The 10,436-nt window shown below is 63.4% G+C and carries 8 protein-coding genes; 6 read left to right on the forward strand and 2 right to left on the reverse strand.

The window, feature by feature from the left end:
* Positions 1 to 69 precede the first annotated feature (69 nt).
* Positions 70 to 1,245, forward strand: a complete 1,176-nt coding sequence (locus K5607_RS09715) for a metallophosphoesterase family protein (protein ID WP_221046892.1) — start codon at positions 70 to 72, stop codon at positions 1,243 to 1,245.
* A gap of 38 nt (positions 1,246 to 1,283) precedes the next feature.
* On the opposite strand, the gene K5607_RS09720 is transcribed toward K5607_RS09715, so the two are convergent.
* Entirely contained in the window at positions 1,284 to 1,781 is a 498-nt protein-coding gene (locus tag K5607_RS09720) for a cytochrome P460 family protein (protein WP_221046893.1), read from the reverse strand.
* Between the two features lie 79 nt (positions 1,782 to 1,860).
* Positions 1,861 to 3,432, reverse strand: a complete 1,572-nt coding sequence (gene norR / locus K5607_RS09725) for a nitric oxide reductase transcriptional regulator NorR (protein WP_221046894.1) — start codon at positions 3,430 to 3,432, stop codon at positions 1,861 to 1,863.
* Between the two features lie 461 nt (positions 3,433 to 3,893).
* On the opposite strand from norR, the gene K5607_RS09730 reads away from it, so the two are divergent.
* The 5 genes from K5607_RS09730 (at position 3,894) to K5607_RS09750 (ending at position 10,404) form a co-directional block, all read left to right on the forward strand.
* Entirely contained in the window at positions 3,894 to 4,868 is a 975-nt protein-coding gene (locus K5607_RS09730) for a multicopper oxidase domain-containing protein (RefSeq protein WP_221046895.1), read from the forward strand.
* 20 nt (positions 4,869 to 4,888) lie between these two features.
* Positions 4,889 to 6,709, forward strand: a complete 1,821-nt coding sequence (locus K5607_RS09735; protein ID WP_246598817.1) for a hypothetical protein — start codon at positions 4,889 to 4,891, stop codon at positions 6,707 to 6,709.
* A 137-nt stretch (positions 6,710 to 6,846) separates the two neighbouring features.
* Positions 6,847 to 7,083, forward strand: a complete 237-nt coding sequence (locus K5607_RS09740; protein ID WP_054774298.1) for a CDGSH iron-sulfur domain-containing protein — start codon at positions 6,847 to 6,849, stop codon at positions 7,081 to 7,083.
* 54 nt (positions 7,084 to 7,137) lie between these two features.
* Positions 7,138 to 9,633, forward strand: a complete 2,496-nt coding sequence (locus K5607_RS09745; protein WP_246598818.1) for a sensor domain-containing protein — start codon at positions 7,138 to 7,140, stop codon at positions 9,631 to 9,633.
* Positions 9,634 to 9,717: 84 nt separating this feature from the next.
* Positions 9,718 to 10,404 (forward strand): DNA-binding protein, encoded by a 687-nt coding sequence (locus K5607_RS09750; RefSeq protein ID WP_221046897.1) that lies wholly within the window; start codon positions 9,718 to 9,720, stop codon positions 10,402 to 10,404.
* Positions 10,405 to 10,436: the final 32 nt, after the last annotated feature.

Here is a 10,436-nt window from a genome sequence, read left to right on the forward strand (position 1 = left end):
CAGGAGTCGGCGCGGACAGCGAGTAGCCGCGCCAGCGTTTCTTACCCGCAAGCGAACAAGGAGTCGTCCATGCCCATGCCCCCGCTCAAGCGCCGCACGGCCGTTTTTCTCGCCTGCATCGCCGCGTTGTGTTGCGGCGGCGGCGAAACCGTTGCCCAATCCCGCGAGACCGCCGCCGAACCGGTTGCCCTGTCTTTTGTCTTCTTCGGCTGCAACCGGCTGGACAAGGACGGGGCCGAAGCCACCGACTCGAAGAGCACGGCCAATGTCGCCCAGCTGCTTCAATCCTTCCAGGACATCGCACGGCTGCCCCGCTTACCGCAATACGTGTTCCTGGCCGGAGACATCGTCAAAGCAAAAAAACCGGGAACCGACGCCCTGGCAAAGCAACTGTCCGCTTGGGTGAAACTGGCCACCAACCCCAAGAAAAACCCTTTGATCGGCAAAGGCGTCCCCCTCGTCGCCTTCACCGGCAACCACGAACTGCTCGTCAACCAGGACGACGGCGACTGCAAATACGCCCAGTGCCCCAACCCGCCGGCCTATGCCTATTGGCCGCAATTCATGGAAAGCAATCCCGCCCATTACGACTTCATCGCCGGCGACAACGGTCCCAAGCAGGGCGGCCCAGACGGCCTGCTGGGCGACGAAAGCCGTCTGTCCTATAGCCTGCTCAGCGGCGACACCTTATTCGTCGTGCTCAACACCGACAGCCGGATCGACCGCGACACCATCGGCGACGTGCCTTTGGATTGGCTCAAGCAACAGTTGCAGGCCGCCCAGCGGGACAGCGCCGTCCGCCACGTGTTCGTCATGGGCCACAAGCCCCTGCAATCCAGCGACAAGGGCGGCGATCCCGGCGACCGCACCATCCGCCCCGACGAAGCCGGGGCTTTTTACGCGCTGCTGAACGATCCGGCGGGCGACGGCTCGCCGAGCAAGGTGCGCGCCTACCTGGCGGCCCACGCCCACGAATGGAGCCATACCGCCGAACTCACCGTCGGCGGCGTGTCCGGCAAAATCCCCCAGATCGTGGCCGGCAACGGCGGCAGTCCGCCCAACAGCGCCTGGCAGGGCAAGGACGCCTATTTCGGCTACACACTGGTGGAAATCGGCGGCGACGGAACGATTACGGCGAAAAGCTACGGCCGCCCCATCCAAGCGCCGTACTACCAGCAGAACACCAGCCCGGCCACCCTGCGGGCCGTCTATACCCTGGGGACGCAGGCGGCGACGGCGCCCTGATGCAGGTTGCGGCGATACCGGGAGGTATCGCCGCCGCCTTACGGAAAAGTCGCCGGCCGGGTGAAAACGTAGTCCCTACCCTTCACCGCCGAATGGCATTGGAAGCATTCCTGATCGAAGGCCGCGTCCTTGCCATAGGGCGCCAATTCTTTGCCCAGCCAACGGGCGTAGCCCCAACCGCCGGTAGCGGCGTATTTGGCCGCATCCTTCACCATGAACTCCACGTGCTGCAGCTCACCGGGCACCACGGCGGCGGGCCAATCCGGCGAAGTGGATTCCTTCCAAGCGATCTTGGCCAGAATAGCGCCGTCGGGCCAGGGCTGCGTGCGGCCCTGGCGCGCCGCCTCGATGGCCGCCGGATTGCCGAGGATGGCGCGCAAGCTGTTCTTGTCGTTGCGATGGGAAACGCCGATGACGCGCCACTCCTTGAAATAGGCCGGCAGGGTAATGCCGTTGGGGGCGGCGGCCGGAGCGGGCTCGCCCGCCTGAACGGTTGCCGCGCCCAGCAGCGCCAATAACCAGATTGCTTGTTTCATCGTTGCCTCCGATCGCCGAATGTAAAGTGGTTCAGGCCTGCCATGGTAGCCGACCGCGGGCCGGCCGCGCCAGCCGCGGTCAGTACTGTCCGTCGCCGGACTTCAGCCCCAGACGCTTGGCCAAGCGGTGCAGATTGCCCCTGTCCAGCCCGAGGCGGCGCGCCGCTTCCGACCAATTGGCATTGCATTCGCCCAGGCGCTGCAAGATCAGCCTGCGCTGAAAATCCTCCACCGCCCTTGCCAACGTCGTGTCGCTGGACGGCGGCGACGCCTCGGCGGCGGCCTCCGGCATGCCGGAAAAATCGGCGTCGATATCCAGATCGTCGGCATGCAAAACCAGCGAACGCCCCCGGTCGGCCGACGCGCGCAGCGCCGCGCGCAACACCACGTGCTCCAGTTCCCGCACGTTGCCGGGCCAACGGTATCCCTGCAACGCCTTAATGGTGGCCGGCGCCAGGCTCACCCGCTCCAAGCCCAAGTGCATGCGCGCCTGGTCGAGGAAATGCCCGGCCAAGGGCGCGATATCCTCGGGACGCTCCCTCAGCGGCGGCACGTTGAGGGGATAGACGCTGAGGCGATGGTATAGATCGGCGCGGAACTGGCCCGCTTTGACTTCCTCGGCCAGCTGCCGATTGGTCGCGGCGATGATGCGGACATTGGCGCGGTGGCTCTTGTCCGATCCCAGCCGTTGAATCTCGCCGAACTGCAACGCACGCAGCAGCTTGGCCTGGATGGATAACGGCAACTCGCCGACTTCGTCCAGAAACAGCGTGCCGCCGTCCGCCAACTCGAACTTGCCGGCGCGATCGGCGTTGGCTCCGGTAAAAGCGCCGCGCATATGCCCGAACAGCTCACTTTCCGCCAACGATTCGGGCAAGGCGGCGCAATTGACATACACCAGCGGCTGTTGGGCCCGCTGCGACTGGGCGTGTATGGCGCGAGCCACCACTTCCTTGCCGACGCCGGTCTCCCCCATCACCAGCACCGTCAAATCCGAGCGGGCGACGATGCCCACGTTGCGCTTGAGTTCGCGCAAGGCGGGACTTTCGCCGAGCATTTGCCCGCCCCGCTGCATCGCCTCGTTCACCAGTTCGCTGGCGACCAAACCGCGATGTTGCGCCAGCCTTTCCAGGGCGCCGATGAAGGTTTCGTAACGCAGGGCGACAGTGGCGATGGCCGCGAAGGTCTGGAAAATGTGGTCCTCCACGCCGTCGAATACACCGGGTTCCAAAGCGTCGGCCGACAGCACGCCAAACAGCGTGTTTTCGTTGTAGAGAGCGCAACCCAAGCAGGAATGGACATTCAGCCCCCCCTGCGGAGGGTCCAGCAGCAAGGTATCGTAAGGGTCGGGCCTAGGATCGTCGGCCTTGAAGCGCACCGGCGTTCTCGACTGCAGAATGGCCGCCAAGCGGGGATGCTGCTCCGGGTGGAATTGCCGGCCCATGACCTCCGGCGAAAGGCCCCGGCTCGCCACGGGAACAAGCACGCCATCCTGGTAACGCAACAAAACGCAGGCATGGTTTCCCGTGACCTTGGCGAAAATCTCCAAAAATCCTTCGATGCGCTCCTGCATCGACAAGTGCGCAGTCAGGCTCAACACGGCCTCTCGAATCGCCTCCCCCGTCACCAACACTTTCTCGCTTTTCTTCATCCCTACTCCGTAGTCGTATCGACATCACCGTGGTCCGTGCGACGCCGCGCTGTCACTTTGACACGAACCCACCGACTCCCAAGGTAAATTCTAGGTAATTCGCGCCATCAAAAGGACACACAGCCGTTTTCGCGCCCAAGGCGCCGTCCGGCCAACGATGTCACAAGCACACGACAGCGCCGCAAAGCAAACCGTAACGCACTGATACAGCTCGATATTTTTATTGGCACCACTATTGCAAAAACGAAAACGACGTCCCGCTATCCACCCCGTCCAGGCGCGCCTCGAAGACCGGCGGGCGAGCAACGGCGGGACGCCGACCGAACCGGCGCGAGGCACGGAATGCCGCGACCGCGTTCGGGAATGTAGGTATTTAGCAATAGCCGTGCCTCGTTTACCGCCAATGTGAGGCCGAGGCGACGCGGCGGCAATCACCCAGCAGTAAAGAGAGGAACCGTGCCATGAATAAACTCGTCCATCGATTGGCGCCGCTCGCCGGCCTGATCGCCGCGTGCCTGGCCCTCGGCTCGCCGACGGCCGTCCTGGCGGAAGAGCCGGTCAACACGCACCAAATCGTGCTCAAGGCGGTCAACCTGCCCTCGGGCCAATACGCCTATCAAGTGGTCAGCCACAAGATTCGCGCCCGCAACGGGGAAACCAGCGACGTGACCTCGCGCTACAGCCCCAAGCCCAGCATCCCCGGCCCCGCCATCGTCATGACCGAAGGGGATGTCGCCGAAGTCACCTTGGAACAAGGCATCTCCAATTCCAACCAGCCGGTCAGCCTGCACGTTCACGGCGTCCACTACAAGATCGACAGCGACGGCACCATGAAAAGCCTGAACGGCGTCGCCGACGAAGCCGCCTTTCCCGGCAAGCCCTACACCTACCGCTGGGTAGCGGCGCCCGGGACGGCGGGAACCTGGATGTACCACGACCACACTTTTTTGAATCCCATGCTGGGCGCAGAGGACAAGGGCCTGTTCGGCACGCTGATCGTCAACCCCGCCGACGGCAAGGTGAAAGCCATGATCGACGGCAAGATCACCGAAGTGGACGTGGCCGACATCAAGCGGGAATTCATCCTGTGGATGCATGAAACCACGTTCTGGGGCATGGAGGTCAACAACATCCTGGGCGGCAAGCAGGTTCCCCTATGGACCAATCCCACCCTCGGCGCGCGGCAAGGCGAAAAAGTACGCTTCCACGTCATCGGCCTGGGCACCGCCTTCCACACCTTCCACCTGCACGGCCACCGCTGGATCGAGTCCGGCACCACCAGCGTCATCGATACGGTCAACATCGGGCCGATCAGCCGCCAGTCCTTCGTCGTCCAGGCCGGCGAAGGCGTCGGCCCCGGCGACTGGCACTACCACTGCCACGTCCTGCAGCACATGCAGGCCGGCATGATGGGCGATTTCCGCGTCGTCCCCTGATCATTCAAGAGGTTATGCAAATGTCCAATAAAACGACAAAACGCCATTTGATCGCCGCATCGGCGAGCGCCATCCTGGCCGCCGGCGGCGCCGGCGCGGCCGCCCAGGACGACGTCATCCTCAGCGTCGCCGGCGTCATGCCGTCGGCCACCCTGGAAATGACCGACGAGCCCGGCCATTGGTTCAAAGACCCGGTGGACGGCGACTCCCTGGTGGTGGTCAAGCCGGGCGAAGCGGTGCTGGTGAAAATGACCGACACCAACACCGAACACACCATCACCAGCCTGGCGTGGCAACCCGGCGCCAAGGATTTTCCGGTCGACCAGAACCAAGCCTCCAGCGCCAGCGTCACGAGCAGTTTCGACCAGCCCGGCCTGTACGTGTTCACCTGCAAAGTGCATCCGTACATGTTCGGCGCGGTGGTGGTTGACGATCCCGCCACCGAAGGACTGGATCTGGGCGCGGAGCTGCAACTGGTCAACGGCGCCAAGGTTCCCACCAGCAGCGACATCGCCAAAAAGCTGTTGCGCACCTTCTTCGTCGCCACCAGCCCGGCGCAATGGCGCGACTACCGCAAGCCCAACTGGGAGCTCAAGCTGCCGCCGCTGCCCCTCAACCTGGGCGGCACCGTCATCACGCTGGACGCTCTGAACGTCAGCGCGCCCAACAAGCTCGCCAAGCCGGCCACGCCCGGCGTGGGCGAAGTGTGGGTCAACACGCAATTCGAAACGATACAGGGCAAATCCAAGCCCGGCACCGCCACCCAGGTGGACACCGCCAACTGGACGCTGAAAAAGAAAGTGAAAGGCGTCGACATCAACATGAACAACCCCCACAACATGTGGGCCGACCACACTTACAAGGACATCTACCAAACCGAGTGGTTCGACAAGCGCCTCACCGTGTTCGACCGCGCCACCGGCAAAGTGCTCAACACCCAGGTGGTGGGTCAATCGCCGTCCCACGTCATGACCCGGCCCGGCGACGGCAACCTGTATGTGGCCATCAACGCCGAAGACCGCATCGTCAAGCTGTCCGCCGGCGAAACGCCCAACATCCTCGGCAGCATCAACGTCGGCCCCCACAGCGGCCCCCACGGCCACCACATGACCGACGACGGAAAGTACGCCCTGACGCCCAACGCCCTGGCCTCCAGCGTGTCGGTGGTCGATTTGAACAGTGAAAAAGCCACGGAAATTCCCACCGGCGGCGTCGTGCCCATCGCCATTTGGAGCACGCCGGACAACAGCCGCGCCTACGTCGCCAACCTGCTGGGAACGCCGCCGTTGTTGAGCACCCTCAGCGTCATCGACCTGAACGCCAAGAAAAAGCTGCAGGACATCGACCTGGCCGCCGACTACGACCCGATCAGCGGCAAAACCCGCGGCGAGGCCTACGGTTTGCTGCCTATCCAAACGCCGATCAGCCCGGACGGCAAGTACATCGTCACCGCCAATACCCTCAGCGCCACCTTGTCCATCGTCGACGTGAAGACCAACAAAGTGTTGAAAAGCCTGCCCTGCGAACCGGGCTGCCACGGCGTCAACTACGGCGCCAAGCAAGGCGGCGGCTATTACGCCTATGCGGCCAGCAAATTCGCCAACGACCTGATCGTGGTGGACATGGACAAGCTGGAAATCGCCGGCCGCGTGCTGCTGGCCGACGGCAAGGACAAGGACATCGCCGCCAACAACGGCATGGGCGGCCAAGGCGTGCTGCCCTTGCCCATGACGGAACACGGCCACCTGCGGGACACCTTGAAAATGGCCGGCAGCGGCAAGCTCAGCCGCGAAGTGGAAGGCTGGCTGAAAAAGCTGACCAAAAACCAAAAACCCTTGTGACCCCGAACTAATCGGCTCCCCCTGGCTACCGCCGGCTTAGGATTTCCGGCGGTAGCGGGCCTTATAGGCCGCGGCGCAAAATTTTCCGCGGCCTTTTTTTCACGACCTAAACGCATTGCGACACAGGAAAACCCGCCATGAGCGAAATAACCATCCCGCAAACCGCCCCCTACGCCGAGGAACTCGCCCCGGGCAAATATTGGTGGTGCGCCTGCGGCCGCTCCGCCACGCAGCCGTTATGCGACGGCTCCCACAAAACCACCGACATAACCCCGGTGCCGTTCGAGGTCGCCGAGACCAAAACCGTCTATCTGTGCGGTTGCAAACACACGGCTACGCCGCCGTATTGCGACGGATCCCACGAATTTCTTTAGCCGCCCCTAGGGCCGACTGTCTCTCACGCCGTCTTTTAACAAGGATGAATCGTCATGAACGCCGCCGAAAGCCTTCCAACAACCCTGGACCGAACGGACCAGCGCTGGGCGGTCGCATTGGAAGCGGCGGGAGACGGCGTCTGGGACTGGTGCGTGCCGCAAAACCAAGTGTTCTGCTCGCGCCGCTGGAAGGAAATGCTGGGGTACGGCGAGGACGAGCTCGGCGATTCGTTCGAGGAATGGGAATCGCGCATCCATAGGGACGATTTGCCCGATTACTACCGTCGACTAAAACGGCATATCGACGGCGAAATGCCGGTGTTCAGCAGCGAGCACCGCATGCGCTGCCGCGACGGCAGCTACCGCTGGTTCCTGGATCGCGGCATGGTGATTAGCCGCGGCGACAACGGACAACCCGTTCGCGTCATCGGCACCCACAGTGACATCACCGAAAGCCGGCTGGCAAAAGACGCGTTGAAATCCAGCCAGCAGAAACTGCGCACCATCATCGACATCGCCCTGGACGCCGTGGTGCAAATGGATGCCGCCGGCATCATCACCGACTGGAATATCCAGGCGGAAAAAGTCTTCGGCTGGAGCAAGCAGGAAGCCATCGGCCGATTGCTGCACGAGACGATTATTCCCACGCAATACCGCGAAGCGCACGTCGCCGGATTGGCTCAATGCCTGGCCACCGGCCAAGGCGCGCTCCTCAACACCCGGGTGGAAACCCTGGCCTTGCACCGGCGCGGCCATACTTTTCCGGTCGAACTGGCCATCTCCCCCCTCCTCATCGACGGCAAATACGAATTCAGCTCGTTCATCCGCGACATCACCGACCGGAAACAAGCGGAAGCGGCCATCAAACTGTCCGACTCGGTCTACAAAGCCATCGGCGAAGCCATCATGATCGCCGACACCAGCAACCGCATCGTCGCCGTCAATCCGGTATTCACCGAAGTCACCGGCTACTCGGAGGAGGAAGTGATAGGGCAAAGCCCCAGCCTGTTGAAGTCCGGCCGCCACGACCAGACCTATTACCAGATGATGTGGACTTCCTTGGAGAAAACCGGCCACTGGAAAGGCGAAATCTGGAATCGGCGCAAGAACGGCGAAATCTACCCGGAATGGCTGTCCATACATACCATCTACGACGCGGACGGCGAAGCGCAGCAGCGCATCGCCCTGTTTTCCGACATCACCGAACAAAAGAAAATCGAAGAGACCATCCAGCGCCAGGCCAACTTCGACCCGCTGACGGGATTGCCCAACCGCCGCCTGTTCCACGACCGCCTGCAACTGGAACTGAAAAAAATGCAACGCGCCAACCAGCTGCTGGCGCTGCTGTTCATCGATCTCGATCACTTCAAGGAAGTGAACGATACCCTCGGCCACGACGTCGGCGACAGTCTGCTGATCGAAGCGGCCCAACGCATCGGCCGCTGCGTGCGCGATTCCGACACGGTGGCGCGCCTCGGCGGAGACGAGTTCACCGTCATCATGAGCGGCCTCAACGACGGCGCCCGCATCGAGGAAGTGGCGCAATCCGTCATCGACGCCCTCGCCCGGCCTTTCCGCCTGGCGAACGAAACCGCCTACATTTCCGCCAGCGTCGGCATCACCGTTTATCCCCACGACGCCACCGAGATTACCAGCCTGCTGAAAAACGCCGACCAAGCCATGTATTTTTCCAAAGGCCTGGGAAGGAACTGCTTCAGCTACTTCACCTCGTCCATGCAGGAAACGGCGCAAACCCGCATGCGGCTGGCCAACGACCTGCGCGAGGCGCTGTCCGGCCGGCAACTGCTGGTGTATTACCAGCCCATCGTGGAATTGGCGAGCGGCGCCATCCACAAGGCGGAAGCGCTGCTCCGCTGGCGGCACCCGGCGCGGGGCTTGGTCGGCCCCGGCGACTTCATCCACATCGCCGAGGAAACCGGGCTGATCGTCGACATCGGCAACTGGGTGTTCCGCCAAGCGGCGGCGCAAGCCTTGCGCTGGCGCACGGCGCACCACCCGGCCTTTCAGGTCAGCGTCAACCTGTCGCCGGCGCAATTCCGCGGCAAAGCCGGCGCGCGCGCGCCGTGGATCGATAATTTGCGGAAACTCGGTCTGCCCGGCGAAGGCATCGTGGCGGAAATCACCGAGGGATTGCTGCTGGAAGCCAGCACCGCCGTCTTCAACCAGCTGCTGGAATTCCGCGACGCAAAAATCCAGGTGGCGCTGGACGACTTCGGCACCGGCTATTCGTCCCTCTCCTATCTGCAAAAATTCGACATCGATTACATCAAAATCGACCGCTCCTTCGTGCGCAACCTGAAGCCCGCCGCCCACGACCTGGTGTTATGCGAAGCCATGATCGTCATGGCCCACAAGCTCGGCATGAAGGTGATCGCCGAGGGCGTGGAAACCGAGATTCAACGCGACCTATTGGCCGCCGCCGGCTGCGATTTCGGGCAAGGATACCTGTTTTCCCGGCCGGTCCCGGCCGGCGAGTTCGAGCGGCTGCTCAGCGATTCACTCACGCCACCCGGCCCTTCCGCGACCTGACCAGGACGCCCCTGCGGTCCCGCCGGAAGCGGGAGCGGATATCGGCCGGGTTACCCATAGCCTTCTCTTCCCAGGAGTTTCCACATGAACCATCAACCGCAAATCCAGGCCAACATCGATGCGCTGCGCGAGCGTATTCCCAAAACCCAGGAACTGTACCGCGAAGTCTGCGCATTGCTGTTTTTCCACTACGGCATCACCCCGACGGCCAACATGCTTTACCGCTACGTCAGAAAAGGCAGCATGTCCGCGCCGGCCGAGGCCCTGGCGAAGTTCTGGGAAGAGCTGCGCGAAAGGAACCGGCCGAGGATCGAGCACGCCGCGCTGCCGGACGAGCTTAAGGCGGAGGCGGGGGAGATGATCGCCGCCCTGTGGAGCAAAGCCCAGGCCGCCGCCCAGGAAGGACTGCGCACGCTGCGCGTGGAAGCCCACGCCGCGGTCGTCGAGGCGCAATCGGCCGTGGCGGCGGCGGAAGACCAAGCGCGGCGGCTGGAACAGATCCGCTTGTCGTTCCGCACGGCGGTGCAGCGCATCCGCTCGCTGGAGCAAGAACTGGCCACCGAGCGCGCCGTCAGGACCGCCTTGGCCATGCAGTTGGATGCGGCCCTGCAACCGTCCGCGACACCGGAAGCGCCGCTGCCGGGCGACGCCGCGACGGAGCGCCCGATCATGGCGAAGCGGGACCGTTCGCCGACCCCATGCCGTCAACCCGGGGAAATCGCCTATGCCGCCTTGCCCGCCTCGTCGGGTTGCAGCGGGGCCGCCTCCTGACCGCCCATCAGCGAGGCGCCGCCGCGCGTCCC

The sequence above is a fragment of the Methylogaea oryzae genome (genome assembly GCF_019669985.1).
Classification (GTDB): Bacteria; Pseudomonadota; Gammaproteobacteria; order Methylococcales; family Methylococcaceae; genus Methylogaea; species Methylogaea oryzae.

Excerpts from the sequence above, each read along its gene's own strand:
- K5607_RS09715 (WP_221046892.1), top strand. The coding sequence starts at position 70 with ATGCCCATGCCCCCGCTCAAGCGCCGCACGGCCGTTTTTCTCGCCTGC.
- K5607_RS09720 (WP_221046893.1), bottom strand. The coding sequence starts at position 1,781 with ATGAAACAAGCAATCTGGTTATTGGCGCTGCTGGGCGCGGCAACCGTT.
- norR (WP_221046894.1), bottom strand. The coding sequence starts at position 3,432 with ATGAAGAAAAGCGAGAAAGTGTTGGTGACGGGGGAGGCGATTCGAGAG.
- K5607_RS09730 (WP_221046895.1), top strand. The coding sequence starts at position 3,894 with ATGAATAAACTCGTCCATCGATTGGCGCCGCTCGCCGGCCTGATCGCC.
- K5607_RS09735 (WP_246598817.1), top strand. The coding sequence starts at position 4,889 with ATGTCCAATAAAACGACAAAACGCCATTTGATCGCCGCATCGGCGAGC.
- K5607_RS09740 (WP_054774298.1), top strand. The coding sequence starts at position 6,847 with ATGAGCGAAATAACCATCCCGCAAACCGCCCCCTACGCCGAGGAACTC.
- K5607_RS09745 (WP_246598818.1), top strand. The coding sequence starts at position 7,138 with ATGAACGCCGCCGAAAGCCTTCCAACAACCCTGGACCGAACGGACCAG.
- K5607_RS09750 (WP_221046897.1), top strand. The coding sequence starts at position 9,718 with ATGAACCATCAACCGCAAATCCAGGCCAACATCGATGCGCTGCGCGAG.